The sequence below is a fragment of the Cryobacterium frigoriphilum genome, assembly GCF_004403305.1.
Lineage (GTDB): Bacteria > Actinomycetota > Actinomycetes > Actinomycetales > Microbacteriaceae > Cryobacterium > Cryobacterium frigoriphilum.
Map to the genome: position 1 here is coordinate 66811 of NZ_SOHE01000056.1, position 26582 is coordinate 93392.

At 66.7% G+C, this 26582-nt stretch carries 24 protein-coding genes and 1 tRNA gene; 14 read left to right on the forward strand and 11 right to left on the reverse strand.

The window, feature by feature from the left end:
• Positions 1–216: 216 nt before the first annotated feature.
• Together E3T55_RS13765 and E3T55_RS13770 are read left to right on the forward strand one after the other, a co-directional pair.
• Complete coding sequence (locus E3T55_RS13765) at positions 217–1371, forward strand: sensor histidine kinase (RefSeq protein ID WP_134520137.1); 1155 nt, start codon at positions 217–219, stop codon at positions 1369–1371.
• Positions 1368–2048 carry a response regulator transcription factor gene (locus E3T55_RS13770; RefSeq protein ID WP_134520138.1) on the forward strand — a complete coding sequence of 227 codons (681 nt, stop codon included), beginning with the start codon at positions 1368–1370 and terminating at the stop codon, positions 2046–2048. The genes E3T55_RS13765 and E3T55_RS13770 overlap by 4 nt, the downstream gene beginning before the upstream one ends.
• A gap of 289 nt (positions 2049–2337) precedes the next feature.
• On the opposite strand, the gene E3T55_RS13775 is transcribed toward E3T55_RS13770, so the two are convergent.
• Positions 2338–2880 carry a hypothetical protein gene (locus E3T55_RS13775; protein ID WP_134520139.1) on the reverse strand — a complete coding sequence of 181 codons (543 nt, stop codon included), beginning with the start codon at positions 2878–2880 and terminating at the stop codon, positions 2338–2340.
• A gap of 235 nt (positions 2881–3115) precedes the next feature.
• Here E3T55_RS13775 and E3T55_RS13780 point away from each other — a divergent pair, with 235 nt between their 5' ends.
• The 5 genes from E3T55_RS13780 (at position 3116) to E3T55_RS13800 (ending at position 8761) form a co-directional block, all read left to right on the forward strand.
• Positions 3116–3598: a CarD family transcriptional regulator gene (locus E3T55_RS13780; protein ID WP_066597369.1), complete on the forward strand. Its 483-nt coding sequence runs from the start codon at positions 3116–3118 to the stop codon at positions 3596–3598.
• A gap of 125 nt (positions 3599–3723) precedes the next feature.
• Positions 3724–5031: a 2-C-methyl-D-erythritol 4-phosphate cytidylyltransferase gene (gene ispD, locus E3T55_RS13785; protein WP_134520140.1), complete on the forward strand. Its 1308-nt coding sequence runs from the start codon at positions 3724–3726 to the stop codon at positions 5029–5031.
• Positions 5028–6497, forward strand: coding sequence for a cysteine--tRNA ligase (cysS, locus tag E3T55_RS13790; protein WP_134520141.1), 1470 nt, complete (start codon positions 5028–5030; stop codon positions 6495–6497). The genes ispD and cysS overlap by 4 nt, the downstream gene beginning before the upstream one ends.
• Positions 6497–7681, forward strand: a complete 1185-nt coding sequence (gene rlmB / locus E3T55_RS13795) for a 23S rRNA (guanosine(2251)-2'-O)-methyltransferase RlmB (RefSeq protein WP_134520142.1) — start codon at positions 6497–6499, stop codon at positions 7679–7681. Before cysS ends, rlmB begins: the two co-directional genes overlap by 1 nt.
• 126 nt (positions 7682–7807) lie before the next feature.
• Positions 7808–8761 (forward strand): DUF368 domain-containing protein, encoded by a 954-nt coding sequence (locus tag E3T55_RS13800; protein ID WP_134520143.1) that lies wholly within the window; start codon positions 7808–7810, stop codon positions 8759–8761.
• Positions 8762–8977: 216 nt separating this feature from the next.
• On the opposite strand, the gene E3T55_RS13805 is transcribed toward E3T55_RS13800, so the two are convergent.
• Together E3T55_RS13805 and E3T55_RS13810 are read right to left on the reverse strand one after the other, a co-directional pair.
• Complete coding sequence (locus E3T55_RS13805; RefSeq protein WP_134520144.1) at positions 8978–10270, reverse strand: DUF4032 domain-containing protein; 1293 nt, start codon at positions 10268–10270, stop codon at positions 8978–8980.
• A 113-nt stretch (positions 10271–10383) separates the two neighbouring features.
• Positions 10384–11481: an ABC transporter ATP-binding protein gene (locus E3T55_RS13810; protein WP_134520145.1), complete on the reverse strand. Its 1098-nt coding sequence runs from the start codon at positions 11479–11481 to the stop codon at positions 10384–10386.
• Between the two features lie 313 nt (positions 11482–11794).
• Here E3T55_RS13810 and E3T55_RS13815 point away from each other — a divergent pair, with 313 nt between their 5' ends.
• On the forward strand, positions 11795–12667 hold the full coding sequence (locus E3T55_RS13815; RefSeq protein WP_241993062.1) for a DsbA family protein: 873 nt from the start codon (positions 11795–11797) through the stop codon (positions 12665–12667).
• A 27-nt stretch (positions 12668–12694) separates the two neighbouring features.
• A tRNA-Thr gene (locus E3T55_RS13820) sits at positions 12695–12767 on the forward strand.
• A 65-nt stretch (positions 12768–12832) separates the two neighbouring features.
• Here E3T55_RS13820 and E3T55_RS13825 read toward each other — a convergent pair.
• The 3 genes from E3T55_RS13825 to msrB all read right to left on the reverse strand — a co-directional run bounded on the left by E3T55_RS13825 (position 12833) and on the right by msrB (position 14070).
• The gene (locus E3T55_RS13825; protein WP_134520147.1) at positions 12833–13036 is read right to left on the reverse strand and encodes a hypothetical protein; all 204 of its coding nucleotides are present in this window, start codon (positions 13034–13036) and stop codon (positions 12833–12835) included.
• A gap of 78 nt (positions 13037–13114) precedes the next feature.
• Positions 13115–13666 carry a nitroreductase family protein gene (locus E3T55_RS13830; protein ID WP_241993063.1) on the reverse strand — a complete coding sequence of 184 codons (552 nt, stop codon included), beginning with the start codon at positions 13664–13666 and terminating at the stop codon, positions 13115–13117.
• 2 nt (positions 13667–13668) lie between these two features.
• A complete protein-coding gene (gene msrB, locus E3T55_RS13835) occupies positions 13669–14070 on the reverse strand; it encodes a peptide-methionine (R)-S-oxide reductase MsrB (RefSeq protein WP_134520148.1) in 402 nt (133 codons plus the stop codon).
• 289 nt (positions 14071–14359) lie between these two features.
• Here msrB and E3T55_RS13840 point away from each other — a divergent pair, with 289 nt between their 5' ends.
• The 5 genes from E3T55_RS13840 to groL all read left to right on the forward strand — a co-directional run bounded on the left by E3T55_RS13840 (position 14360) and on the right by groL (position 18547).
• On the forward strand, positions 14360–14641 hold the full coding sequence (locus E3T55_RS13840) for a DUF3263 domain-containing protein (RefSeq protein WP_134520184.1): 282 nt from the start codon (positions 14360–14362) through the stop codon (positions 14639–14641).
• A gap of 54 nt (positions 14642–14695) precedes the next feature.
• Positions 14696–15253 carry a LytR C-terminal domain-containing protein gene (locus tag E3T55_RS13845; RefSeq protein ID WP_134520149.1) on the forward strand — a complete coding sequence of 186 codons (558 nt, stop codon included), beginning with the start codon at positions 14696–14698 and terminating at the stop codon, positions 15251–15253.
• Positions 15254–15442: 189 nt separating this feature from the next.
• Positions 15443–15646: a cold-shock protein gene (locus E3T55_RS13850; RefSeq protein WP_035834941.1), complete on the forward strand. Its 204-nt coding sequence runs from the start codon at positions 15443–15445 to the stop codon at positions 15644–15646.
• A gap of 64 nt (positions 15647–15710) precedes the next feature.
• Positions 15711–16787, forward strand: coding sequence for a DUF3048 domain-containing protein (locus E3T55_RS13855; RefSeq protein ID WP_134520150.1), 1077 nt, complete (start codon positions 15711–15713; stop codon positions 16785–16787).
• A gap of 131 nt (positions 16788–16918) precedes the next feature.
• Complete coding sequence (groL, locus tag E3T55_RS13860) at positions 16919–18547, forward strand: chaperonin GroEL (protein WP_134520151.1); 1629 nt, start codon at positions 16919–16921, stop codon at positions 18545–18547.
• A 349-nt stretch (positions 18548–18896) separates the two neighbouring features.
• Here groL and E3T55_RS13865 read toward each other — a convergent pair whose 3' ends face one another.
• The 5 genes from E3T55_RS13865 to E3T55_RS13885 all read right to left on the reverse strand — a co-directional run bounded on the left by E3T55_RS13865 (position 18897) and on the right by E3T55_RS13885 (position 26558).
• The gene (locus E3T55_RS13865; protein ID WP_134520152.1) at positions 18897–20537 is read right to left on the reverse strand and encodes a GMC family oxidoreductase; all 1641 of its coding nucleotides are present in this window, start codon (positions 20535–20537) and stop codon (positions 18897–18899) included.
• A gap of 51 nt (positions 20538–20588) precedes the next feature.
• Entirely contained in the window at positions 20589–22103 is a 1515-nt protein-coding gene (locus tag E3T55_RS13870; protein WP_134520153.1) for an aldehyde dehydrogenase family protein, read from the reverse strand.
• Positions 22100–24250, reverse strand: coding sequence for a choline BCCT transporter BetT (betT, locus tag E3T55_RS13875; protein WP_134520154.1), 2151 nt, complete (start codon positions 24248–24250; stop codon positions 22100–22102). The genes E3T55_RS13870 and betT overlap by 4 nt, the downstream gene beginning before the upstream one ends.
• 169 nt (positions 24251–24419) lie before the next feature.
• Positions 24420–24710, reverse strand: coding sequence for a WXG100 family type VII secretion target (locus E3T55_RS13880; RefSeq protein ID WP_134520155.1), 291 nt, complete (start codon positions 24708–24710; stop codon positions 24420–24422).
• Positions 24711–24848: 138 nt separating this feature from the next.
• Positions 24849–26558 carry a sensor histidine kinase gene (locus E3T55_RS13885; protein WP_134520156.1) on the reverse strand — a complete coding sequence of 570 codons (1710 nt, stop codon included), beginning with the start codon at positions 26556–26558 and terminating at the stop codon, positions 24849–24851.
• Between the last annotated feature and the right edge of the window lie 24 nt (positions 26559–26582).

Genomic DNA, 26582 nt, shown 5'->3' on the forward strand with positions numbered 1-26582 from the left:
AATCCTTCCTGTGCGCGCACGACGTGCGAGCCTGTGAGACCCGCGGGCCCGAACGAGTCGGCGAGATCACATCCTGCCGACTAAAGCTTCTTACCGGCCAATTCTGCCGACTGGAAGTTAACAGTTGGTGCCGGGAATCTGAACAGTATCAACCGTAGTGTGCCCCAGCAGCAGGTGCTGCAGTAAGTCCCACGGAAAGATCAGTAATCTGGACTAATGGAATCGACGTGGCTGGTGCTGCTGCTATTGGCACTCGGACTGATCGTCGGCGCCGGGTTCGTCACGCTGCTGCACATGGCCGAACGCCAGGGCCGTCGCGCGGTCAACGTCGTGCGACCGATCGTGCCCGACGGCATCGATCAGGTGCTCGACGCCCTCGAGAGCGCCGGTATGGTGCTCGACCCGTCGAACAACGTCATCAAGACCTCACCGGGCGCCCTCACGATGGGGCTCGTGGTCAACCAGCAGCTGGTGCACCCCCAACTGACCGAACTCGTCGGCCGCGTGCGGCGCACCGGCGAGACCCTGTCGGAGGACATCGTGCTGTCTCGAGGGCCATTCGGCGACGGCAGCATGCGGTTTCGCGTGCGCGTCGCTCGGCTCGGCACCCGATTCGTGCTGCTGCTGGCCGAGGACCGCACCGAGTCTTTCCGCCTCGATGAGGTGCGCCGTGACTTCGTCGCCAACATCAGTCACGAACTCAAGACCCCGATCGCGGCCGTCGGCCTGCTCGCTGAGGCGCTCAGCCACGCGGCGGATGAACCGGTGCAGGTTCGCCGCTTCGCCACCCGGTTGACGACGGAGTCCGCCCGGCTCGGCCGCCTGACGCAGGAGATCATCGAGCTGTCCCGGCTGCAGGCGCAGGATGTGCTCGCCGAACCCGAGTATCTCTCGATCGATGACATCGTGACGGCCGCTGTCGACCAGAACCGGGTCGTCGCGGAGATGGAACAGATCACCATCGTGATCGGCAAGAAGTCCAAGGCGCAGGTCTACGGCGATGAGCAGCTGCTCATCGTGGCGATCCACAACCTCGTGGCCAATGCCGTGCACTATTCCGGCGAAGGGTCCCGCGTCGGCGTGGGCGTGCGCCGCAACCAGGGCATCGTCGAGATCACCGTCACCGACCAGGGCGTCGGCATTCCCGAGGCCGACCTCGACCGCGTGTTCGAGCGCTTCTTTCGGGTCGACTCGTCGCGGTCTCGGCACACCGGCGGCACCGGCCTTGGCCTGTCGATCGTCAAGCACGTCGTGCAGAACCACGGCGGCGACATTCGCGTCTGGTCGCAGTCCGGCAGCGGCTCCACCTTTACCATCCGCCTCCCAGAGGCCACCCCACCCGCTCCGGCGGCGACAGGAGAAACCCCGTGACACGCATCCTTTTGGTCGAAGACGAGAGTGCGCTCAGCGAACCGCTGAGCTTTCTGCTCGAACGTGAGGGGTACGAGATCACCGTGGCCGAAGACGGTCCGAGCGCGATCGCGGAGTTCGACCGGGCCGGCACCGACCTCGTGCTGCTCGACCTGATGCTCCCGGGCATCCCGGGCACCGAAGTGTGCCGGGAGATTCGCGGCCGGTCAACCGTGCCGATCATCATGCTGACGGCCAAGGACTCCGAGGTCGATATCGTCGTGGGCCTCGAGCTCGGCGCCGACGACTACGTCACCAAGCCGTACTCCACGCGTGAGCTGCTCGCGCGCATCCGTGCGGTGCTGCGGCGACGCCTCGATCAGGGCAGCGACGACGAGAACGTGCTGAGCGCCGGCACCGTGCGCATGGATATCGAACGGCACACGGTCGCCGTGTCGGGCGAGCTCGTCAATATGCCGCTCAAGGAATTCGAACTGCTCGAGTTTCTGCTTCGCAATGCCGGTCGGGTGCTGACCCGCGGTCAGCTCATCGACCGGGTCTGGGGCACGGACTACTTCGGCGACACCAAGACGCTCGACGTGCACATCAAGCGCATCCGCTCGCGCATCGAGGCCACCCCGTCAGACCCCGCGATGCTCGTCACCGTGCGCGGCCTCGGCTACCGCTTCGAGGCCTGACCCGCCCGGGGAGCCCGCGCCTGTATGACTCGGCGCGCGGTCCCACGAGTGGGCGCATAACGCCCCTTGGCGCGCAACGCGGTCCCGTGAGTGGGCGCATAACGCCCCTTGGAGCGCGACCAAGGGGCTATTCAGGCCCACTCGTGAGACGCATGGGGTTATTTGGGCCCACTCGTGCGCGCCCGTGCCGGTGCGCTCGGGCAGCGGATGCCGCGGGTCGACCCCGCAGGCGAGGTGGGCTCGCCGGCGAGGCAGGCTAGCCGGCGAGGCGGCCTCGCCGGGGCGCGGGCTACGGAGCGGTCGTGGCGGTCGGCGTCGGCGTAGCAGCGGGCGTCGCGGTCGTGGCGGGCGTCGCCTTCGGTTCAACGGGCACGAGCGTCGAGTACTCGGTGAGGCTGCCGTCGAGCACCGGCAGCAGCAGTTCGACGCCGGTCTCATCGCCGTACTGCATGAACACGGGGAAGAGCGCACCGGGCTGAGAGTCGATGTTTTCGAGCACGATTTCGGGCTCATCAGTCGAGCCGAGAGTCACGGTGGTCAGGGCGGCGATGGTCTCGCGAGCGGTGACCTTCTCGCCATCCGCTTCGTACTGCACGTTCAGCTGGATGGCCTTGTCGCTGAGGTTGACGACCGAGAGCAGCAGGTTGGCGGTTTCTCCATCGTCGGAGAGCAGAAGCGCGTTGCGTAGCTCGAGTTCGCCGACGGTTCCGCTGATTCCGTCGCTCGCGTCGTAGGCAATCGACGTGGCCTGGGTGGCGGTGAAGCCGCACCCGGCGGTGCCGAGGGCAACGCCCGCCATGAGAACAACGGATGCCGCGATTCGCGTCTTCACGGATCGAGTCAACACGGATCGAGTCAACACAGCTCGAGTCAACACAGAGAGACCTCCACAACCGTGCGGCGTTCGACCGGGGTGGCGAGGGCGCGACAGAATTTGATTTAACTGTAGCCTAGCGGCGCACGGCAGCTCGGAGCCAACCGCCGACACGGCCGGCACGGATGGTGGAGAGCGCACCTTACCATCTCCGGATGTGGTATCCTAGACGTCGCTGAAGGGATATCCATACATGCTGTTTGAGGTTGGCGAAACTGTCGTATATCCCCATCACGGAGCTGCGACCATCACCGAGGTGAAAACCCGCATCATCAAGGGTGAAGAGAAGTTGTACCTGAAGCTCAATGTCACTCAGGGCGACCTCACCATTGAAGTGCCGGCCGAGAACGTCGACCTCGTCGGTGTGCGTGATGTCATCGGCCAGGACGGCCTCGACAAGGTCTTCGAAGTGCTGCGGGCCCCCTTCACCGAGGAGCCCACGAACTGGTCCCGCCGGTACAAGGCCAACCTCGAAAAGCTCGCTTCCGGCGACGTGATCAAGGTGTCCGAAGTCGTGCGTGACCTCTGGCGCCGCGACCAAGACCGCGGCCTCTCCGCCGGCGAGAAGCGCATGCTCGCCAAGGCCCGCCAGATTCTGATCAGTGAGTTGGCTCTCGCCGAGAAGACCGACGAAGAGAAGGCCTCAACCGTTCTCGACGAGGTTCTCGCGTCCTGACCCGTTTCGTTCCCGTTTTCGCTGAAGGCGGCGCCGGAAGGTGCCGCCTTTTGCATGCCCAGCCCGTTCTTCCGCCCAGCTCGCCCCGCCCCAGCCCGGTCACTCCAACCAGATAGCCTCCCGCCATGACTGATTCATCCGCTCCGCTCGTCGCGGTCATTGTGGTCGCCGCCGGCAGCGGAACCCGGCTCGCGCTGGGCCAGCCGAAGGCATTCGTGCCGCTGCAGGGCCGCCCGATGCTGACCCACGCGCTGCAGGGCGTCGCCGGCATGCGTGAAAGCGCGCAGATCATCGTCGTCGTGCCCGAAGACCGCGTGGCGCAGGCCCGGCTGATCGCCGCTCAGGTCAGCGCCGAGTGCGCAGCGGATGCCCCAGCCCGAGCTTCCGCACCGGCCATCGAGATCGTCGTGGGCGGCAGCAGCCGTCAGGAGTCCGTGCAGCGTGGACTGGCCCGACTGCACCCGAGCGTCGAAATCGTGCTCGTGCACGATGCCGCCCGGGCGCTCACACCCGCGGCGCTGGCCGACGCCGTCGTCGACGCGGTGCGCACGACCGGCCACGGAATCATTCCGGGCCTCGCCGTGAGCGACACCATCAAGCGCGTTGCTGTCGCTGTCGCTGTCGCCGATGCCGTTCCGGGGGCGCGCCTCGGCACGGTGCTCGGCACCGTCGACCGCTCCGAACTCGCTGCCGTGCAGACACCGCAGGGGTTTCCGCGTCACGTGCTGACCGCCGCCGTCGCCGCGGCATCGCCCGAGATGACGGATGACGCGGCCATCGTCGCCGCCGCCGGCCACCCTGTGCGCGTCATCGACGGGCATCCGCTCGCCTTCAAAATCACGACCAGAGCCGACCTCAACCGCGCCGAACACCTGCTGGCCGCCGCTGGCGAACCGGCACCGGCCGCCGACACCACCCCACGCATCGGCACCGGCCTCGACGTGCACGCCTTCGACGATGCCTCACCGCTCTGGCTCGCCGGCCTGCACTGGCCGGGGGAGCGCGGCCTCTCCGGCCACAGCGACGGCGACGCGGCCGTGCACGCGATCTGCGACGCGCTGCTCGCCGCCGCCGGCCTCGGCGATATCGGCAGCATCTTCGGAACCGCCGACCCCCGCCTCGTCGACGCGCACGGCGACGTTTTCCTCACCGAAACCCTCGCCCTGGTGCACGCGGCCGGCTTTCGCGTCGGCAACGTGTCGGTGCAGATCATCGGCAACCGACCCAAGCTCAGCCCCCGCCGGGCCGAAGCACAGAACCTGCTGAGCGGCCTCCTCAAAGCCCCCGTCACCGTGTCGGCGACGACGACGGATGCCCTCGGCTTCACCGGGCGCGGTGAGGGCATCGCCGCCCTCGCGAGCGCGGTGCTCGTGCCGCGCGGCCCCGCGCTCTCCGTGCCCCGCGCGGCCGACGACCTAAACTTGGGCCTGTGACTATGCGACTCTACGATTCGAAGGCCCAGGCGCTTCGCGACTTCATCCCCCTCATCCCGGGCAAGGTCGGTATCTACGTCTGCGGTCCCACCGTGCAGTCGAGCCCGCACATCGGACACCTGCGCAGCGCGCTGGTCTACGACCAGCTGCGCCGCTGGCTCAACTACCGCGGCAACGACGTCACCTTCGTGCGCAATGTCACCGACATTGACGACAAAATCCTCGCCAACGCCGCCGGCAACGACAACGCCGCCGGCAACGACAGCGCCGCCGGCGGTGACAGCGAGAGCGGGTCAACCGAGCAGTGGTGGGCTCTCGCCTACCGTTTCGAGCTTGAATTCACCTCGGGCTACCAGCGCCTCGGCATTCTGCCGCCCACCTACGAACCCCGAGCCACCGCGAGCATCCAGCAGATGCAGGACATCATCGCGCGCCTCATCGAGCGCGGCCACGCCTACCCGGCCGCCGACGGGTCGAGCGACGTGTACTTCGACACCCGCAGCTGGCCCGCCTACGGCGAGCTCACCCGCCAGGGCCTGGACAACATGGAACAGGCCACGGATGCCGACCCGCGCGGCAAACGCGACCCCCACGACTTCGCCCTCTGGAAGGGCCACAAACCGAGCGAACCGGTCTCGGCCGCCTGGCAATCCCCGTGGGGCGCCGGCCGCCCGGGCTGGCACATCGAGTGCTCGGCCATGTCGGCCCGGTACCTCGGCGCCGAATTCGACATTCACGGCGGCGGCCTCGACCTGCGCTTTCCCCACCACGAGAACGAACTAGCCCAATCCACGGCGGCCGGCGACGGTTTCGCCCGCTACTGGGTGCACAACGGCCTCGTCAACGTCAACGGGCAGAAGATGAGCAAGTCGCTGGGCAACTCGGTGTTCGCCGCCGAACTGCTCGACCAGGCCCGCGCGATCGTCGTGCGCTACTACCTCGGCGCGGCCCACTATCGCTCCACGATCGACTACCACGACGGTTCCCTCGTCGAGGCAGAGGCCGCGCTCGAACGCATCGAGAGCTTTCTCGACCGGGCCGACCGGCGCCTGGCCGACACCCGCTTCGCCGGCTCCGGAGCGGAACGCGTTCCCGACGACTTCGCCGAGGCGATGGACGACGACCTCGCCGTGCCGCAGGCTCTGGGAGTGCTGCACGACACGGTGCGGGCCGGCAACGCCGCGCTCGATTCCGAGGACTGGCGCGAGGCCGCATCCGCTCGCGGGGCGGTGCTCGCGATGAGCGAGGTGCTCGGCATCAACCCACTGGCGCCGGGCTGGGCGGTCGCCACCGATCAGCCCGCGATGATCGCACTCACCGCGCTCGTGGAGCGACTGCTCCAGGACCGCGATACCGCCCGTCAGGGGCGCAATTTTCAGGCAGCAGACCGAATCCGGGACGAACTCGTCGCCGCCGGAATTACTATCGAAGACACCCCCTCGGGTGCGCATTGGAGTTTTGACTAATGAAGAACACAGACCGCAAGGCACGCACCGGGTCCGTGCGCAAGGGCAGCCGCGGCGGCCAGGTCGGCTCCGGCGGCCAGGGACGCCAGGCTCTCGAAGGCCACAAGCCCACGCCGAAGGCGGAGGACCGCCCCTACCACCCGGCCGGCAAGCGGAAGGCCGCCGCCGAACGCTTCACCGCGGCCGGCGGCACCCGCTCCGGCGGCGGCGCGGGCGGCGGCTCGTACGGCAACTCCGAGGGTTCAGGCGACGGCGGCAGCCGCGGCGCCGCACCGTCCAGAGGCTACAAGGGCAACGCGTCTCGCGGCGGCACCCGCGGCGCCAGCCAGGGTGCCCAGCGCGGCACCGGCAACACCGGTGGCGGCGGCGCATCCACTCGTCGCGCCAAGCAGATCGACGAGCACGAAATCGTCACCGGCCGCAACTCGGTCGTCGAGGCGCTGCGTGCCAAGATCCCCGCGAACACCCTCTACATCGCCGCCCGCATCGAAATGGATGAGCGTGTCAAAGAGGTGCTGCTCATGGCGACCAGCCGCAACATCCCGATTCTCGAGGTCATGCGCCCCGAGCTCGACCGCCTCGCCGGTCGCGACGCCGTGCACCAGGGCCTCGCGCTCAAGGTTCCGGCCTACGAGTACGCGCACCCGATGGAGCTGCTCGAACTGACCATCAGCCGCGGCCACAAGCCGCTGTTCGTGGCCCTCGACGGCATCACCGACCCGCGCAACCTGGGCGCCATCATCCGCTCGACCGCGGCCTTCGGCGGCCACGGCATCATCGTTCCGCAGCGCCGCTCCGTCGGCGTGACGGCGTCGGCGTGGAAGACCTCGGCCGGCGCCGCGGCCCGCACCCCCGTCGCGATGGCGAGCAACCTGACCCAGACGCTCAAATCGCTCAAGGAGCAGGGCGTGTTCGTGCTCGGCCTCGACGGCGGCGGCGACGTGCAGCTTCCCGAGCTCGGTCAGGGCTTCGCCGAGCGCCCCATCGTGATCGTCGTCGGCAGCGAGGGCAAGGGCCTGTCGCGCCTCGTGACCGAGACCTGCGACGCGATCGTCTCCATTCCGATCAGTGCCTCGACCGAGTCGCTCAACGCCGGAATAGCCGTTGGCGTCACGCTCTACGAGGTGTCCCGACTGCGCGCGCAGATCAAGGCCGCGAAGGATGCCGCCAAACTCGCCAAGTAGCACCAGCACCAGCACCAGCACCAGCACGAGCACCACTGGCCGGCCGGGTCTGTCCCGGCCGGCCGTGAGCCGATCAGGCCTGTGTCCCCGTGGGACGCATCCGTGTACCGACGTCAGGATCTACCCGTGAAAGCCCTTCGACTGTTCATCGATGTCATTCGGGGGGCCCTGATCGGCATCGCCGAAATCATTCCGGGCGTGAGCGGCGGCACCATCGCGCTCATCGTCGGCGTCTACGGGGTGCTGATCGAATCGGCCGGGCACCTGGTGCGCGGGATCGTGCGCGGCGTGCTCGACGGTCTGCGCGGACGCGGCTTCGCGGCCGCGAAGCAGCACCTCAGCCAGGTTGAGCTGCGGGTGCTGCTGCCGGTTGCGATCGGTATGGTCGCCGCGGTCATTGTGGCCGCTCGACTGCTCGCGCCGCTCATCGACGAGCACCCGGAAGAGACCAGGGCGCTCTTCGCCGGCCTGATCATCGCCTCACTCGTGGTGCCGATCCGCATGGTCGGTGGGCGCTGGAGCGGCCGTGAGGTGTTCGCTGCGGTGGCGGCGGCCATTCTGACGTTTGGGCTGACGAGCATTCCCTCGGCCGACACCGGTGACCCGAACCTCGTCGTGGTGGCTCTCGCCGCGGCCGTCGCCGTGTGCGCGCTCGTGCTGCCCGGTGTCTCCGGATCGTTTCTGCTGCTCACGGTCGGACTCTATGCGCCCACCCTGGACGCCCTCAACAACCGCGACCTGGCCTATATCGGCGCCTTCGCGCTCGGCGCCGTGATCGGCCTCAGCCTGTTCGTGTCGGGCCTGCAGTGGCTTCTCGAGCACAAGCACCGCATCACGCTTGCGGTCATGACCGGCCTGATGGTCGGTTCGCTGCGCGCCCTGTGGCCGTGGCAGGGGCAGACGGGCGAACTGCTGCCGCCCGGCGACAACGTCGGTCTGGCCGGCCTCATGTTCGCAATCGGCATTCTCATCGTGCTCGCGCTGATCGTGGTCGAGTCGGTGCTCGTGCGCCGCCGCATCGCCGACGGCGACGACGTGTTGGAGTCCCACGATCGGGACTCGGCTCGGCCGTCGGTCTGAGACCGGCCCGACCCCGGACGCGCCGGGCACCTCGGGGCTCGCGGCACTCGTTGCGCTAGCCGGCACTCCGTGCACGGAGTGCCGCGTGACCGAGCGAGTGCCGCGACCGACCTGACCGACCCGAGCGAGTGCCGCGACCGACCTGACCGACCCGAACGAGTGCCGCGACCGACCTGACCGACCCGAGCGAGTGCCGCGACGCACGCGCGAGTGCGGTTAGACCTTGAGCTTCCAGTCCTCGTCGGGGGTGGCGCCACCGATCACGTTGATGGGCATGGTGATCGAACCGGTCGGCGGATTCATCACGGTGGCCTCATCGCGTCGGTGACGCAGCACGTCCTGCACGTATGAGGTCACCGCCTCAGCCAGGGGGATGTCGCGGGACTGGTTCTGCGCCATGTACCAGCGGTGGTCGAGCAGCTGGTGAAAGACCTCGGCACGTTCGAGCTTGCCGCGCAGCTCAACCGGAATCGCACGCACGACCGGTTCGAAGACCCGCACGAGCCACTCGTGGGCGACCATTTCCTCGTCGCTGTCGGGCTCCCCGTAGGTGGCCCGGTAGGAGTCGAGGTCGTTGAGCAGGCGGCGGGCCTGGTTTTCTTCGGCGTCGAGCCCGGTCAGGCGCAGCAGGCGTCGCTGGTGGTGCCCGGAGTCGACGACCTTGGGCTGGATGCGCACCTTGGTGCCCGCATCATCCGTTTTGATCGAGAGTTCTTCAATGTCGAAGCCGAGGTCGTTGAGGCGATCCACGCGCTCCGCGATGCGCCAGCGCTCGGTGCTCGCGAAGGATTCCGAACTCGTCAGTTCCTTCCAGAGCAGCCGATAGGCGGCGACGATGCCGTTGCTGACCCGGATGGGGTCCAGCTCGTCGGCGACCCGGCCGCCGGCCTCGAGGTCCATGAGCTCCCCGGCAATGTTGACCCTGGCGATTTCGAGGTCGTTCTCTCGCTGGCCGTTCGAGAGGCCGCCGCTGTAGAGCTGGCCGGTCTCCGCGTCGACCAGATAGGCGGCGAAGGCGCCGGCGTCGCGGCGAAAGAGCGTGTTCGACAGGGACACATCGCCCCAGAAGAAGCCGATCATGTGCACGCGCACGAGCAGCACGGCGAGGGCGTCGACGAGGCGGGTCGCCGTGTCGGGCCGCAGGGTGTGGGAGTAGAGGGCGCGGTAGGGCAGCGAGAATTTGAGGTGCCGGGTGACGAGCACCGAGTTCAGCGGCTCGAGGTCTTCATCGCTGCGGTTGGTGATGAAGGCGACGGGCTCCACACACGGAATTTCGAGGTTCTGCAACCGACGCAACATGTCGTACTCGCGCTTGGCCATCTCGGCCGTGGTCTCTTTGATGGCCACGACGTGGCCGCTGAGGTGCGCGAACCGCACGAGGTGCCGGGAGATGCCCTTGGGGAGCGACGCGATGGACTCATTCGGCCAGGCGTCGAGCGGCAGGTGCCAGGGAAGGTCGAGAAGCGCCGAATCGGCCAGCGCTGAGGTGATGCTGAGGGAACCGCTCATGAAAAAAGCCTAACTGCTGACCCAAATGACTCGTTCTGGCCGCGAGTGAGCAGTTTGTGCTCTTCCCGAGGTCGGGAAGAGCACAAACTGCTCACTCGCGTGAGGTGGAGTGCCTAGTCGGTGACGGCGCCGCCGAGGCGCAGGCCGGTTTCGGCGTCAAACACGTGCAGGTGGTTCGGCGTCGCCGTGAGGTACACGGTCTCGCCGGCGTTCGGGTGCGAGCGGCCGTCGACGCGGGCGACGATGTCGGTGCGCTTACCCTCGATCGTGGAGTGGCCGTACAGGTAGCCGTCGGCGCCGAGCTCTTCGACGAGGTCGACCTCGATCTGCAGGCCTTCGCCGGCCGTGGTCGACATCTGAATGTCCTCGGGGCGGATGCCGACGGTGACCTTCTTGCCGGTGGAGCTGGCGAGGGTGTCGCGCTGCACGGGAACCGTGGCGGTACCGAACCGGATACCGGACTCGACGGTGTCGGCCAGGAACAGGTTCATGGCCGGGCTGCCGATGAAGCCGGCGACGAACACGTTCTGCGGCTTTGCGTACAGGTCGCGGGGGGAGCCGACCTGCTGCAGGATGCCGTCTTTCAGTACCGCGATGCGGTCGCCCATGGTCAGGGCTTCTGTCTGGTCGTGGGTCACGTAGACGGTCGTGACGCCGAGGCGACGCTGCAGGCTGGCGATCTGGGTGCGAGTCTGCACGCGCAGCTTGGCGTCGAGGTTCGAGAGCGGCTCGTCCATCAGGAACACCTGCGGCTGACGCACGATCGCGCGGCCCATCGCGACGCGCTGACGCTGGCCACCCGAGAGGGCCTTCGGCTTGCGGCTGAGGTAGGGCTCGAGGTCGAGCAGCTTGGCGGCTTCGAGCACGCGGGCGGCGCGCTCGTCCTTGTTGATGCCGGCGATCTTCAGCGCGAAGCCCATGTTCTCGGCAACGGTCATGTGCGGGTACAGCGCGTAGTTCTGGAAGACCATGGCGATGTCGCGGTCTTTCGGCGGGACATCCGTCACGTTGCGGGCGCCGATGAAGATGTTGCCGTCGTTGACCTCTTCGAGGCCGGCGAGCATGCGCAGCGAGGTGGACTTTCCACAGCCGGACGGGCCGACCAGAACGAGGAATTCGCCATCGGCGACCTCGAGGTCGAGCTTGTCAACGGCCGGGCGCGTGGATCCCGGGTAGAGCCGAGTTGCCTTGTCAAAGGTCACTGAAGCCATGATTATTTCTCCTTCACCGGCAGGAACGTGCCGGACGATCCGTTGTGAATAGGATGTGTGCGCGATGAATCGACGCACGTCTCGTATTATGTCACAACAGCGGATGTCCACCACCGAACCACGGGTATTCGCCCCCAGTACGAGGGCTGGCGAACCGCCCTCGCGGCCGTCGTTTGGCCGATTCACAGTCTGTCGATCTAGTATCTGGAGAGCACCAGCATAAACACTGCGGTGACAGACACTTCGGAGCGAACATTCCATGACACCTGGCGGACTCAGTGACAGTCGTCCTTCCAAGAACGAGCGACGCGAAGTGGCCCGTGAAAAAGCCAAGCAGCTGCGTATCGACCAGAAGAAGAAGGACCGCCGCAACCGGGTTCTGCTGCAGGGCAGCATCGGTGTCGTCGCGATCGCGATCGTCGTCATCGTCGCCGTCGTGATCATGGGTTCCATCCGGCCGGCCGGGCCCGGCCCCGCCAACATGGCCAGTGACGGCATCCTGATCGGTGAGGGCATGACCGCCGTGGAGACCACGGCACTGCAGCCCGACGCAGCAGCCCAGGCCTCGGAACCCGACGCGACCGGCACCGTGGCCAATATTCGGGTCTACGTCGACTACCTCTGCCCGTTCTGTGGCCTGTTTGAGCTCACCAACGGCGAGCAGATCCAGAGCTGGGTCGAATCCGGCGCCGCCACCGTCGAGATCCACCCCATCGCGATCCTCACGAGCAAGTCGGCCGGCAGCCAGTACTCGCTGCGAGCCGCGAACGCCGCCGCCTGTGTGGCCAGTTCCGCCCCGAACGACTTTTACGCTTTCAACGCGGCCCTGTTCACCGATCAGCCCGAAGAAAACACCACGGGTCGCAGCGACGCTGAACTCAAAGAGGTGGTGGCGGCATCCGGTGTGACCACGAACGTCAGCGAGATCGAAACCTGCATCGACGACACCACCTACAAGACCTGGGTGCAGGAGGCGACCGAACGGGCGCTCTCCGGCCCCATCGCCAACTCCGAGCTGGAAAAGATCACCGGAACCCCGACCGTGCTCGTCGACGGAAAACAGTATGTGGGCGCCCTCGACGACCCGAACGAGTTCAGTGCCTTCGTGCTGCAGGCCGTCGGCGAGAGCTACTCCACGTCGACGCCGACACCCACCCCGACCCCGGAAGCCACTCCGGCCGGTTAGGATGGGAAATCGAGGCTTACGCCTCATGCCGGCCTGGCGCAATTGGTAGCGCACCACTCTTGTAAAGTGGGGGTTACGGGTTCAAGTCCCGTGGCCGGCCCTCTCGCCCCCTACTCCCCACCGGGATGTAGGGGGTTTTTGCGTGTGGCCCAGCTGACCGCGGGCTCAGCGACGGCGCAGGCCGAAGCGCGCGCCGGGGCGGGCCGGCTCGGGGCCTTTGAACAGCAGAACGAGCCAGACATAGCCGCCCACTAGCTGCCACGCCCCGCGCAGCGCCAGATCGGCGACGGATGTTGTGCCTCGGCGGCCCGAAATGGCCAGCGCGGCGCGAATGGGTACGGTACGACGAATTCTCACAATTTCGCTCACGCCGCAAGGCTAAGCGTCGCCGGTGACGAGCACGTGTCCAACCGGCGAACTCACGGCGCTGTTGCCCCGTTAACTAGGTCAGGGCAGGGCGCTGAGGTGATCGTTGGGTTCGATGGGCAGACGCACGCCCGGCCGGCAGCCCTCCGGCACTCCGCCGACGTACAGCCAGCCGAGCAGGTCCTCGGTCTCGGCCAGGTCGTGCAGCTCGCGCACGGGCCGGGAGCGGGTGTGGCTGCCCGTGCGCCACATGACGCCCCAGCCGGCATCGGTCAGCAGCAGGCTCAGCAGGTGTGCGACACCGGCCGCCGTGGCGTCCTGTTCCCACGTCGCGACCTTGTCGCTGGGCACCCGGCGCGCCACGATCGCGAGCAACAGCGGGGCGCGCAGGGGTTTACCCGCGAGCTTGACGGCGTCCGCTCCGGTCAGACCGCTCGCCTCGACGAACGCGGCGCCCAGACGCTCGCGGCTGCTGCCACGCAGTTCAATCAGCCGCCACGGCCGCAGGGCGCCATGGTCGGCGACCCGGGCCGCGGCGCACACGAACGGCAACAGCTCGGCGCGGGTGGGGGCATCCGTCGTCACCCTGGAGTGCGACCGACGCGCCTGCACCGCGTCGAACGTTGCCGTCACCGTTAGTCGACGGGCTTGAAGTTGAGCGAGATCGAGTTCATGCAGTAACGGTCGCCGGTCGGGGTGCCGAAGCCGTCGTCGAAGACGTGGCCGAGGTGCGAGCCGCAGTTGGCGCAGCGCACCTCGGTGCGCACGGTTCCGAGCGAGCGGTCTTCGATGAGTTCGACCGCTTCGGGGCGCACGGACTCGTAGAAGCTCGGCCAGCCGCAGTTCGAGTCGAATTTGGTGCCGCTCTTGAACAGTTCGGCGCTGCAGGCGCCACAGGTATAGACCCCGGCACGGCTTTCATCGAGAAGTTCGCCGGTCCAGGCGCGTTCCGTGGCGGCAGTGCGCAGCACCGCGAATTTTTCGGCGCCGAGTTCCTCGCGCCACTCACTGTCAGACTTTTCGACCTTGTAATCCATGGTGGTCCCTTCATTTCCGGCGCACGACGTCCGGTTTCGCGTCTCCCCAGCCTAAACTCGCGCGGGCCATAGTTCATTCCCTACCCCTCGAATGGGAGCACATTCTCACGTCTTCGGCTCGCGGCCCCGCGGTGCGGCGAGGCGAACATCCAGCCGGGCACAAATAGGATGACGGGGCACGCATTCAGGACTATGGATCATCGAACAGGGGACTCTGGTGGCGAACTCACGCGAACCGCACGCCGCCGCAGCACTCCTCGGCGCCGCATCCGTCGCCACGGCCACCCGGGTGATTGCCGGTGAAGAGGATGGTCGCGTGACTGCCGCTCTGTCCGAACGCGACATTACGATTTTGGCTTTTGAACGGCAGTGGTGGCGTCACGCGGGCGCGAAGGAGCAGGGAATTCGAGCCGAATTCGGCCTCTCCGCCGCCCGCTACTACCAGCTGCTCGGAGCCCTGCTGGATTCCCCGCAGGCCCTCGTCCACGACCCCATGCTGGTGAAACGCCTGCAGCGGATGCGCGAAGCCCGCGCCGAGGCACGGGCGCGGCGTTCGATTCCGGTGCCCTGACACCCGTCACCCCGTCTGACTCCCACACCAACCGAGGACCACACCACACACACCATGGCGCGCACCTACCCGCATGACCGATTCGACGACCTCTCCCACGGCAACCGGGTCGGCGCGCACCGTGCCCCGGCGAAGAAGGGCCGTGGCTGGGTGCCGTTCTGGTGGGCGCTGGGCGCGACACTGTTGCTCATCGGCATCGGAATTGTCATTCTGGTCACCCTCACGAACCGGTTGAGCTTCACCATTCCCGGCCTGCCGACGGATGCGGCGACGTCTGCTCCGACATCCGAAGCGGTTCCGACCGCGGTGCCCACGGTCGACCCGACGCTCAGCGTCACGGTGCTGAACGGCACCCCTGACGGCGAATTGGCGGCATCCGTCACCGAGATCCTGACCATCGCCGGATGGGACGTCGGCTCCACGCAGGAGTCAGACGCCGACGGCGTGGAGACCACGTTCGTGTACTACTCGGACCCGGTACTCGAAGGCGCTGCACGCGGTGTGGCCGCGTCGCTGCCCGGATCTGAGCTCACCCTCTCGGATGACTTCGCCGAAACCGGCGCGTCGATCACCGTCATTGTAGGCAATGACTACCTGGCGGCGCAAGGCTAACAAAACTGGGGGTGTCAAGCCCCTTTTCTTTGGCAACAGCTTCGCTAACATCTGGAATTGGTCGTACATTTCGGTCGATCGCGATACCTCCCCGGTACCGTCTGTCGACCGGAAACATCGCAGTCACTGCGGCAGGCCCGGGACAGCCAATGGGCGGTTGCCGAAGATATTTAGCAATAGGAGCATCAGATGGCGAACGGAACCGTGAAATGGTTCAACGCTGAAAAAGGTTTCGGCTTCATCACCGTTGATGGAGGAGGACAGGACGTTTTCGTTCACTACTCCGCCATCGACATGAGTGGATACAAGGTTCTCGAAGAAGGCCAGCAGGTCGTCTTCGAGGTCGGTGCGGGGGCCAAAGGCCCCCAGGCTGAATCGGTCCGTCCGGCCTGACAGTTGTGAATCACACGTCTGCACTAACGCCGTCCGCAGCAGTGGGCGGCGTTAGGGTGTGGGGGTGAAGAAATTCGTGACCTCCCGCCGCCCCGCCCGCTCGGCCTGGAGCTGCCGCCCGGCCTGGATCGCGGCGGTCATCGTGCCGGCCGTGCTGCTGACCGGGTGCACGGGTGACAGCCCGGTATCAACCGATTCGCCGACGAAACCATCGTCGACGTGGGATTCACGCTACGTCGCCCCCGAGGCCACCAAGCTGTCGGCGCTGCGCGGGGTGACCGTTCCGGCCGGTAGCCTCATGAATCCGGCGCTTTCGGTGAAGATCGACAACCATGAGGCCGCCCGACCTCAAATCGGTCTCGAGCGGGCCGACATCGTCTTCGAGGAACTGGTCGAGGGCGGCCTGACCCGCTACCTCGGAGTCTGGCAGTCCGATATTCCCGACACTCTGGGACCGGTGCGGTCGATTCGCCCGATGGACCCCGACATCATGACCCCGTTCGGCGGTATCGCGGCGTATTCCGGCGGGCAGCAGCAGTTTCTCGACATGATGAACGCGACCCCGCTGCTGAGCGTGATCTTCGACTATGACACGAGCGGACTGTTCTCCCGCACGGGCGACAAGTCGGCGCCCCACAACGTGATCCTGCAATCGGCCAGTGTTGTCGCCGCGCACACCGACCTCGCGCCGCCCGCGCAACAGTTTGCCTATGCGCCGACCGTGGCGGCGTCATCCGCCGTCATCGACGGCACGCCCATCAACGCAATCAATACCCGGTTCTCGAACGCACGCTTTCCGAGCTGGGCCTGGAACGGTGAGGCCCAGAGCTATCTGCGGTCGCAGGAGGGCGCGGCCGACTTCGACAGCAACGGCACGCAGTTGCGCGCGACCAACGTGGTGGTGATGCGCGTGGACATCGATGACAGCTTTGGGGAGGTGCCCAAGACCACGATGGTCGGGTCGGGGGATGCCTCGGTCTCCACCGGAGGCAAGTCGATTCACGCGACCTGGAGCAAGGCGTCCCAGGCGGATCCGATCCGTCTGGTCGACGACAACGGCGTGACGATTCGGCTGGGTCCGGGCAACACCTGGATCGAGCTCGTTCCCAACGGCCGCGGATCGTTCGAGCTCGTTCCCTGACCACCCCCCGAGTCCCTCCCCGTTCACTTGCACTCTCAGCATCAGAGTGCCAGAATCGAATTAGCACTCTCATCATTTGAGTGCTAACCCCCATCATCGTTTGGAACGTCCGGGAGGGACGAGTTACACATATGGCAAAAATCATTGCATTCAATGAAGAGGCCCGTCGTGGGCTTGAGCGCGGCCTGAACATCCTCGCCGACACGGTCAAGGTCACCCTCGGCCCGCGCGGCCGCAACGTCGTTCTGGAGAAGAAGTGGGGCGCCCCCACGATCACCAACGACGGCGTCTCCATCGCCAAGGAGATCGAACTCGACGACCCGTACGAGAAGATCGGTGCCGAGCTCGTCAAGGAGGTCGCCAAGAAGACCGACGACGTCGCCGGCGACGGAACCACCACCGCAACCGTTCTCGCCCAGGCTCTGGTTCGCGAAGGCCTGCGTAACGTCGCGGCCGGCGCCGACCCGATCAGCCTCAAGCGCGGCATCGAGAAGGCCACGGCTGCTGTTATCGCCGAGCTCATCGCCAGCGCCAAGGAGATCGAAACCAAGGAAGAGATCGCGGCCACGGCTTCCATCTCCGCCGGAGACGCCGAGATCGGCGCCATCATCGCCGAGGCGATCGACAAGGTCGGCAAGGAGGGTGTCGTCACCGTCGAGGAGTCGAACACCTTCGGCACCGAGCTCGAGCTCACCGAGGGCATGCGCTTCGACAAGGGCTTCCTGTCGGCGTACTTCGTGACCGACCCCGACCGTCAGGAAGCGGTCTTCGAAGACCCCTACATCCTGATCGTCAACTCCAAGGTCTCCAACATCAAGGACCTGCTCCCCATCGTGGACAAGGTCATCCAGACCGGCAAGCAGCTCCTCATCATCGCGGAAGACGTCGACGGTGAGGCCCTGGCCACGCTCGTTGTGAACAAGATCCGTGGCATCTTCAAGTCCGTCGCCGTCAAGGCTCCCGGATTCGGCGACCGTCGCAAGGCGCAGCTGCAGGACATCGCCATCCTCACCGGCGGACAGGTCATCTCGGAAGAGGTCGGCCTCAAGCTCGAGAACGTCACCCTCGACCTGCTTGGTAACGCCCGCAAGGTCGTCATCACCAAGGACGAGACCACGATCGTCGAGGGTGCCGGCGACGTCGAAGCCATCGCCGGTCGCGTGTCGCAGATTCGCGCCGAGATCGAGAACACCGACAGCGACTACGACCGCGAGAAGCTTCAGGAGCGCCTCGCGAAGCTTGCTGGCGGCGTTGCTGTCATCAAGGCCGGCGCCGCGACGGAGGTTGAGCTCAAGGAGCGCAAGCACCGCATCGAGGACGCCGTTCGTAACGCGAAGGCAGCCGTCGAAGAGGGCATCGTCGCCGGTGGTGGCGTTGCGCTGATCCAGGCCGGCAAGACCGCATTCGAGAGCAAGGCCATCCTTGACCTCGTGGGCGACGAGGCAACCGGCGCGAACATCGTGCGCGTTGCCATCGACGCTCCGCTCAAGCAGATCGCGCTCAACGCCGGCATGGAGCCGGGCGTTGTCGCCGACAAGGTGCGCAACCTGCCCGTCGGATTCGGCCTGAACGCCGCAACCGGTGAGTACGTCGACATGATCGCTGCCGGAATCAATGACCCGGTGAAGGTCACCCGCTCCGCGCTGCTCAACGCATCGTCGATCGCCGGACTGTTCCTCACCACCGAGGCCGTCGTTGCCGACAAGCCCGAGAAGAACTCGGCTCCGGCCGGCGACCCCTCGGGTGGCATGGACTTCTAAGCCTCACCGCTTCGTAAGCACCGCCAGTACGGCATGAGTGGGCGTCTCCCCCCGGGAGGCGCCCACTTTTTTGCATCCGCTCGGAAGACGGCAACCGTGGGCGCTTCGAGGGCGCTCGGCCGGGTTCGGAGATTTTCTCGCGAGGTCTCGAGACGCGCGCGAAGTGCGTGCGCGCTCCTCGACCAGCAGAGGCCGCGCTGATGCCGTCACGCTGGTCGAGGAGCGGGCGCGCCGGTTGCTGAGCCTGCCGAAGCATGCCCGCGTCAAGTGTCGCTGGTCGAGGAGCGGGCGCGCCGGTTGCTGAGCCTGCCGAAGCATGCCCGCGTCTCGAGACCCGGTGGGCCAGACCTCAGACGCGGGCGGTGCGGGCGGCCTTCACGAGCAGGGCACAGCGTTCGCCGATCATCATGGTGGTGATGTTCGGGTTGACCGTGACGAGTTCGGGCATGACCGAGGCGTCTGCGACGCGCAGGCCGGTGACGCCCTTGACGCGCAGCTCGGGGTCGAGTGGCGACCCGAGGTCGTCGACGGCTCCCATGCGCACGGTGCCGGCGGGGTGGTAGACCGTGTTGTGGGTCTTCTCGATGTAGTCGGTGATCTCGGCATCCGTCTGTACGGCATCACCGGGATACAACTCGACCCCGGCCCAGTCGGCCATGGCCGGCTGCGCCACGATTTCACGGGCCTTGCGGATGCCCGCTACCATCACGCGCATGTCGTGCGGGTCGGTGAAATACTGCGGGTCGACCATCGGCTTGTCGCGGTAGTCGCTGCTGCGCAGCTTCACCGTGCCACGGGAGCGGGCGTGCGTAACGTTCGGGGTGAGGCAGAAGCCGTTCTCGGTGGTCGGGTAGCCCTGACGCGCGGTGTGCATGTCGAAGGGCACCGAACCGTAGTGGAACATGAGGTCGGGGCGGTCGAGGCCCTCCTCGGTCGTCGTGAAGATGCCGGCCTCCCACCACTGCGTGGAGGTGTCGGTCATCGGCTGCTTGGCCTCCCACTGGATGACGCCTTCGGGGTGGTCCTGCAGGTTCTCGCCGACGCCGGGGGAGTCCACGAGCACCTCGATGCCGTACTGCGCGAGCTGCGCGGCCGGCCCGACGCCGGAGAGCATGAGCAGTTTGGGGCTGTCGATCGCACCGGCCGAGAGGATCACCTCGGCGTGGGCCGTGAGGCGGTGCGTCTTGCCGAAGCTCGCGTCAACGACATCGACGCCGGTGCAGCGCTTGTCGGCGTCGAAGACGAGCTTGCGGGCGCGCATTCCGGTCAGCAGGGTGAAGTTCGTACGCTCCATGATCGGGTGCAGGTACGACACCGAAGAGGATGCCCGGGTGCCGTCGGCCTGACGGTTGATCTGGAAGAAGTTGGCTCCGTTGGTCACCGTGGTGCCGGAGTTGAACGTGACGCGGGGGATGCCGGCCTGCTCGCAGGCGTCGAGCAGGGCGATGCCGCACGGGTCGTTGGCCGGCACGTTCATGAGGTGCACGGGGCCGTCCTGGCCGTGGTGCGGGGACTGGTCTTCGTTGGTCTCCAGCTTGGTGAACAGCGGGAGGGTGTTGGCGGCCTCCCAGCCGGTCGCGCCGTGCTTGCCGGCCCAGTCGTCGAGGTCTTCGGCCGGGGCCCAGAAGGCGATGCAGGAGTTGTGGCTCGAGCAGCCGCCGAGCACTTTGGCGCGGGCGTGCCGCATGAAGGAGTTGCCGTGCTCTTGCGGTTCGATCGGGTAGTCCCAGTCGTAGCCGCTCTCGAGCAGTTCCATCCAGCGATCAAGTTTGAGGATCGCGTCGATGCCGCGGTCGTCGGGGCCGGCCTCGACGAGGGCGACCTGCACGGCGGGGTCTTCGCTCAGCCGGGCGGCGACGGCCGCTCCGGCGGAGCCGCCGCCGATGACGATGTAGTCAAATGTTTTTGTGTCACAGTCCGTACTGTTGAGCTCGGTGTTGGTCCCGGTCCCGGTGTTGAGCTCGGTGTTGGTCTTTTCTGCCTGTGTCATCTGTATCCGTTCCGTTCTTGCGTTCTTGCGTTCTTGCGTGGTGCGTGCTGCCTAGCGGGCCGCGAACCAGCCGGTGACCGAGGGGTTGATGTTCTGATAGATGTGCTTGGCTTCCTGGTACTCGGAGAGGCCGCTCGGGCCGAGTTCACGGCCGACGCCGGACTGGCCGTAACCGCCCCACTCCGCCTGCGGCAGGTAGGGGTGAAAGTCGTTGATCCACACCGTGCCGTGGCGCAGGCGCTTGGCGATGCGCTGGGCGCGCCCGGCGTTCTCGGTCCAGACCGCACCGGCGAGTCCGTAGACGGTGTCGTTGGCGATCGCCACGGCCTCGTCTTCGGTGGTGAACGTCTCGACGGTGACAACGGGGCCGAAGGCCTCGTCGATGACGACGGACATACCGCGAGTCACCTGGTCGAGGATCGTCGGCGTGTAGTAGAAGCCGACACTGAGGTCGCCCTCGCCCCAGGTTCCGCCGGAACGCAGTCGTGCTCCCTCGGCGAGGCCCTTCTCCACGTAGGCGGTGACCTTGTCGCGGTGGGCGGCGCTGATCAGCGGGCCGGTTTCGGCGTCGGGGTCGAACGGGCCGCCGAGGCGGATCTGGTTCGCTCGGCGTACGAGCTCGTCGACGAAGCGCTCGGCAATGGACTCCTCCACCACGATGCGGGCGCCGGCCGAGCACACCTGCCCGGAGTGCACAAAGGCGCCGTTCAGGGCGTTGTCGACGGCGGCATCGAAGTCGGCGTCGGCGAAGATGACGTTGGGGTTCTTGCCGCCGAGCTCGAGGGCGACCTTCTTGACCGTTCCGGCCGCGGCCGCCGCGATCTTCTTGCCCGTTTCGAGTCCGCCGGTGAAGGACACGAGGTCGACGTCGGGGTGGCTCGACAGCGGAGCGCCGGCGACGGCTCCGGCGCCGAGCACGAGGTTCGCCACGCCGGCCGGCAGGCCGAGATCGTCGAGCAGTTCCATCATCAGGATGCTGGTGTGCGGGGTGAGTTCGCTCGGCTTGAGAATGAAGCTGTTGCCGGCGGCAAGGGCCGGGGCGATCTTCCAGGCGGCCTGCAGCAGGGGGTAGTTCCACGGCGCGATCAGGCCGCAGACACCGACGGGTTCGTAGACGATGCGGCTGACCACGTTCTCGTCGCCGGCGTCGACGATGCGGCCGGCATCCTGGCCGGCGAGCTTGCCGAAGTAGCTGAAGCAGTTCGCGATGTCGTCCATGTCGATTTCGCTCTCGACGAGGCGCTTGCCGGTGTCGAGGGTTTCGGCGCGAGCAAACTGTGCGCGGCGCACCCGCAGCTCGGCGGCGACGCGCAGCAGAAAATCGCCGCGGGCCGGGCCGGGGGTACTCGCCCAGGCTCCGCCATCGAAGGCCGCACGGGCCGCGTGGATCGCGGCTTCCGCATCCGCTGTCGTCGCCTCTGACACGCTGCCGACGAACTCTCCGTTGGCGGGGCAGCGGATGGTGCGGGTCGCGTTATCGGAGGCGGGCACCCAGGCGCCGCCAATGAACAGAGTGGCGGTGGCGGTTCCCGTTCGGGCCGCGGTCGTGGTCGGGGTGTCGATCATTTTGTTGCCTCGTCCGATTCAAAATCGGCTTCCCAGTTGTCTTTGGCCACCTGATCTTCGGCGAGGGCGGTATTGCCCGGGTCTTCACGGTTGAGGTGAAGAAAATCAAGGTGGGTTTCGTAGTGGTCGAGCACGTCGGTGATGACCTGCTCCTTGCTGTAGCCCATGAGGTCGTAGCCGTGGCTGCCCTCGAGGGAGAACACCTCCATGCGGTAGTACTTGCCGCTCGCCGACGACGACCGCACCGCGTAGGTCGGAATGTCGAGCTGTACCGGGTAGATCTGGTACTTGAAACCGCGCTCGTCACCCATCGACACCTGCAGGTCGAGGTGCGGAATCTGCAGCCCGTCGACGACGCCCTGGCTGAGGCTCACCTCGGCGCCCTGACTGAGCAGCTCGTCGTGTACCTCCTGCAGCGCGGGCAGCGCGATGCCCGACACGAAGCGTTCGGTCTGCCGCGGGCCGGGGTAGCTCATGGCGCGCTGCAGCCGCTGGCGCCAATTGCGGCCGCGGGCCGGATCGCCGGTGCGGCCGACGAGCAGGCCGGGCAGGCTCGCCCGGTAGCTGTCGCTGAGCGATTGCTCCACCCGCAGGGCCTTGTACAGCCCCAGCATGATGAGCAGCAGTACGAGGGAGAAGGGCAGCCCCATGATGATGGTCGCGTTTTGCAGCGTCGGTATTCCGCCGACCAGCAGCATCGAGAGCGTGAGAACGCCCGTCGTGATCGCCCAGAAGATGCGCAGCCACTTCGGGCCGTCGGAGTCTGCGTCTTTGAGGTGCGAGGTGAAGTTCGCCATCACGAGCGCACCGGAATCGGCGGAGGTGACGTAGAACAGCAGCCCGGTGAAGGTCGCGACCGCGGCGCTGATCGGGGCGTAGGGGAACTGGGCGAGCAGCGAGTAGAACGCCCGCTCGGGCGAGTTCATGGCGACCTCACCGAATCCGGTGTCGCCGCCGATCACGATCGCGAGGGCGCTGTTGCCGAAGACGGCGATCCAGATCAGGATGAACGCGAAGGGCACGATCATGGTGCCGGCGACAAACTCCCGAATGGTGCGGCCGCGGGAGATGCGGGCCAGGAACAGACCCACGAACGGGGCCCAGGCAATCCACCAGGCCCAGAAGAACAGTGTCCACCAGTTGAGCCACTCGTCTGGCCGGTCATAGGCGAAGGTATCGAGCGTCATGGCCGGGAAGCGGCTCAGGGTATCGCCGATGTTGAGCACGATCGCGTCGAGCAGAAAGCTCGTGTTGCCGGCGATCAGAATGAACAGCATGAGGGCGACGGAGAGCAGCACGTTCAGCTCGGACAAGCGACGGATGCCCTTCTCCACGCCAGAGACAACGCTGATCGTGGCCATGATCACGCTCAGGGCGATAAGGGAGGACTGCACGAACAGGTTCTCTGGCGTGCCAAACATGAAGGTGAGGCCGTAGTTGAGCTGCGCGACGCCGATGCCGAGGCTCGTGGCGATGCCGAAGATCGTGCCCATGATGGCGGCGATGTCGACCGCGTGGCCGATGGGGCCGTGGATGCGCTTGCCGAAGATCGGGTACAGCGCCGAGCGGATGCTGAGCGGCAGGTTCTGGCGGTACGCGAAGTAGCCCAGGGCCAGGCCCATCAGGGCGTAGAGCGCCCAGCCGGTGATGCCGTAGTGAAACAGGGTCCAGACCATGGCCTGCCGGGCCGCTTCGAGGGTTTCCCCCTCGCCGGTCGGTGGGGCGAGGTATTGGGTGACCGGCTCGGAGACCGAGAAGAACATGAGGTCGATGCCGATGCCGGCGGCGAAGAGCATTGCCGTCCAGGTGAACAGGCTGAACTGTGGCCGGGAATGATCCGGGCCCAGCCGGGTCTTGCCGACCCGGGAGAGGGCGACGCCGATCACGAAGACCAGCACGACGGTGACGATGAGAAAGTAGTACCAGCCGAGGTTGACCGATACCCAGCCGACGACCGAGCCGATGACGGCGCTCGCGTTGTCGGGCGCGAGGATCGCCCAGAGGGCGATGGCGATGATGCCGGTGGCAGAGCCGAAGAACACGGTCTTGTTGACGCGGGTACGGGGTTCGGCTGTCTCGGTGGTTGGCTTGTCGGGCGGCCCGGTTGCCTCGGGTGACTCGGCGGCGGGTGGGGGAGAAAGAGTCATCTCATCCTTGGTGCTTTGGTGTGACGTCTCGTCCAGAGTTGGCCGCGGTGGCGGCGGGGGGTACGACGGACCAGCTTATCAAAGCGTGCTCCCGCGGAATTCCGGGGTAGACGCGGCGTCTGCTGCTGTGTCATGCCTCGGAATCCGCGGGCGACGAGGGTCACGCAGATCAGCGCGCGAAGAGCCGCAGGTTGGCCTGTTCGATCTCGGCGTACTGCTGACCGGCCATGCCCAGGGCCTGATTGAGGGCGGCGAGGCTCTCTTCGATGCGCTGCTGGGTGACGCGCCAATCGGCGACGGCGCCGTGGAACGCCGTCGCGGCCTGACCGGTCCACGACCCCTCGAGGCCGCTGAGCTGGCCCATCAGACCGCTCACCTCGCCCTGCAGTCGCCCGATCGTTGAGCGGATGCTGGTGGTCGCGGTCAGTACGGCGTCACTGTCTACCTGAAAGCTCGTCATCGGAAACCTTTCGATTGATTCACCGGGAAACTGGAGTGGTGACTCGATCGTAAGATCAGGCTGCGGCATCCGCTCGGCCGAAGCTCGAATTGTGCATAAGCCGCGGGTTGGCCGTGCTGTTAGGGGTTGGCCGTGCTGTCAGGAGCTGAGCGGCTGCGGGGCCTGTGGCGCGTTGGCCAGGGGCAGCGAGACCCGGAAGGTCGCGCCCCCGCCCGGGGTCTCGACGACATCGACGGTACCGTTGTGGCTCGCGACGATCGCGGCGACGATGGCGAGGCCGAGGCCGCTGCCGCCGGTTTCGCGGGCGCGGGAGGAGTCGGCACGCCAGAAGCGCTGAAAGATCTTCTCGCGAATCTGCGGCGGGATGCCCTCACCGTGGTCGACGACGGCGATGGAGGCCCGCTGGGCGGCGCAGTCCACGGTGACCTCGAGCTCGATGGGGCTGTCGGGCGAGGTGAACCGCATGGCGTTGCCCATGAGGTTGGTGATGACCTGTCGGATCTTGTTCTCTTCGGCCATCACGATCGCCCCGGTCGGCACCGGGGTGGGAGCCGCGGCGGTCGGCGCGTCGGGGGCTGCGGCATCCGTTTTGCGCGGTCGGCGGGTGCGCAGGCGGGCGAGGGTCGCGCCGGCGAAGGAGATCGGGCCGGTCGGCGACGATGTCGACGGGCCGGTGAACGCGCCCGGTGCGGTCGTGCCGACGGATGCTCCCACCGGCATGACCTCGCCGGTCTCGGATTCGACCGGCTCGGCCTCGTCATCGTCGTCGACCGGGACCGGCGTGACGACCGACACAACCCGGCCCGGCGAGGACGCCATCGCGTCGAGGGCCGCGTCGCGGGCGAGCGGCACGAGATCGACCGGCTGCAGGGCGAGCGGTTTGGTCTCGTCGAGCCGGGCGAGTTCGAGCAGGTCCTCGACGAGGCCGCCCATGCGGATCGCCTCTTTTTCGATGCGCTGCATGGCCTGCGCGACCTCTTCGGGGGTCTGCAAGGCGCCCATCCGATAGAGCTCGGCATAGCCGCGCACCGAGACGAGAGGGGTGCGCAGCTCGTGGCTCGCGTCGCCGACGAAGCGCCGCATCTGGTCGATCGTGCGCGCACGGTCCTTGAAGGCGCCGTCGATGCGGTTGAGCATGATGTTGAGCGAGCGGTTCAGCCGACCGACCTCGGTGTTGGGTGTGGCGCCGCCGAGTCGCTGGCTGAAGTCTCCGTCGGCGATGGATGCCGCGGTGCGCTCCGTTTCGCGCAGCGGGGCGAAAGTCGTGGTCACGAGAAGGCGCGTCAGCAACGCGCCCAGCAGCACGACGCCGGCCCCGAAGCCGAGAAAGATGGTGAGGTAGGTCGCCATGGTGTTCTCGGTGGGTTTGAGTGACACCGCCATCAGCATGGTGCCGTAGGTGCCCTGTGGGCTGATCACGAAGGGCACGGCAACGGCAAGAAACGTCGTGTCATGCGAGGCGTTGTAGAGCTCGAGCGTGCGGCCGTCCTGCTGGGTCACCGCCTGCAGGTCGAGGGGCATCGACACGACGGGCAACTCGTCGTGCGGCCGGCCGCGCCAGGTACGTTCGACGAGGTTGCCGTTGGCGTCGTAGAGGGCGACGAAATAGTCGGAGGAAACCTCGCTCGGGGCTCCGCTCGCGAGCGCGCTCGCCGTGAACCCGTTGAGTGCCGTCTGCGCTTCGGTCTGCAGGCTCTGGTCGACCTGCTGGATCACATACTGCTTGAGCATGGCCATGGTGCCGATTCCCGACACGAGCAGGCCGACCGTGAGCAGCAGCACCGTAACGCCGGTGATCTTGGACCGGAGAGAGATGCTGCTCCACTTGGCCGTTAGTTTCTCGTGCATGAGAATTCCAGTGTAGGCAGTGGA

Excerpts from the sequence above, each read along its gene's own strand:
- E3T55_RS13765 (WP_134520137.1), top strand. The coding sequence starts at position 217 with ATGGAATCGACGTGGCTGGTGCTGCTGCTATTGGCACTCGGACTGATC.
- E3T55_RS13780 (WP_066597369.1), top strand. The coding sequence starts at position 3,116 with ATGCTGTTTGAGGTTGGCGAAACTGTCGTATATCCCCATCACGGAGCT.
- ispD (WP_134520140.1), top strand. The coding sequence starts at position 3,724 with ATGACTGATTCATCCGCTCCGCTCGTCGCGGTCATTGTGGTCGCCGCC.
- rlmB (WP_134520142.1), top strand. The coding sequence starts at position 6,497 with ATGAAGAACACAGACCGCAAGGCACGCACCGGGTCCGTGCGCAAGGGC.
- E3T55_RS13805 (WP_134520144.1), bottom strand. The coding sequence starts at position 10,270 with ATGAGCGGTTCCCTCAGCATCACCTCAGCGCTGGCCGATTCGGCGCTT.
- E3T55_RS13810 (WP_134520145.1), bottom strand. The coding sequence starts at position 11,481 with ATGGCTTCAGTGACCTTTGACAAGGCAACTCGGCTCTACCCGGGATCC.
- msrB (WP_134520148.1), bottom strand. The coding sequence starts at position 14,070 with ATGGATTACAAGGTCGAAAAGTCTGACAGTGAGTGGCGCGAGGAACTC.
- E3T55_RS13845 (WP_134520149.1), top strand. The coding sequence starts at position 14,696 with ATGGCGCGCACCTACCCGCATGACCGATTCGACGACCTCTCCCACGGC.
- E3T55_RS13850 (WP_035834941.1), top strand. The coding sequence starts at position 15,443 with ATGGCGAACGGAACCGTGAAATGGTTCAACGCTGAAAAAGGTTTCGGC.
- groL (WP_134520151.1), top strand. The coding sequence starts at position 16,919 with ATGGCAAAAATCATTGCATTCAATGAAGAGGCCCGTCGTGGGCTTGAG.
- E3T55_RS13865 (WP_134520152.1), bottom strand. The coding sequence starts at position 20,537 with ATGACACAGGCAGAAAAGACCAACACCGAGCTCAACACCGGGACCGGG.
- E3T55_RS13870 (WP_134520153.1), bottom strand. The coding sequence starts at position 22,103 with ATGATCGACACCCCGACCACGACCGCGGCCCGAACGGGAACCGCCACC.
- betT (WP_134520154.1), bottom strand. The coding sequence starts at position 24,250 with ATGACTCTTTCTCCCCCACCCGCCGCCGAGTCACCCGAGGCAACCGGG.
- E3T55_RS13880 (WP_134520155.1), bottom strand. The coding sequence starts at position 24,710 with ATGACGAGCTTTCAGGTAGACAGTGACGCCGTACTGACCGCGACCACC.
- E3T55_RS13885 (WP_134520156.1), bottom strand. The coding sequence starts at position 26,558 with ATGCACGAGAAACTAACGGCCAAGTGGAGCAGCATCTCTCTCCGGTCC.